At 57.6% G+C, this 255-nt stretch carries 1 protein-coding gene; it reads right to left on the bottom strand.

The window, feature by feature from the left end:
* Positions 1–226, bottom strand: a 226-nt coding sequence (locus ACQG3P_RS20600; RefSeq protein ID WP_426806087.1) for a hypothetical protein, incomplete at its 3' end; no start/stop codon positions are given.
* Between the last annotated feature and the right edge of the window lie 29 nt (positions 227–255).

Genomic DNA, 255 nt, shown 5'->3' with positions numbered 1-255 from the left:
ACTCAGCGAGGATGATGCTGCCATCAGGCAGCTCCAGGTAGCCGGCAGGTGCAGGCGCACCAACGCGCTCCAGGTCTTCGGCGCTAGCGACGACCAGATAGCGCCTGCTCTCGGGATTGGTAGTTTTGCCCGCGACAACAATCACCAAGCCCTGTGCCAGGAATCGGACAAAATCAAAGTCGTCGCTGGTGTCGTCCAGGAACCTCTTGAACTTCAACATAGCCATGAGTACTTCAGCAGGGCGAAGATCGAGTG

It is taken from the genome of Stenotrophomonas sp. SrG (assembly GCF_050031795.1).
GTDB lineage: Bacteria > Pseudomonadota > Gammaproteobacteria > Xanthomonadales > Xanthomonadaceae > Stenotrophomonas > Stenotrophomonas rhizophila_A.
The sequence above is the reverse complement of the archived record's forward strand: the minus strand, read 5'-3'. Positions and strand labels throughout refer to the sequence as shown.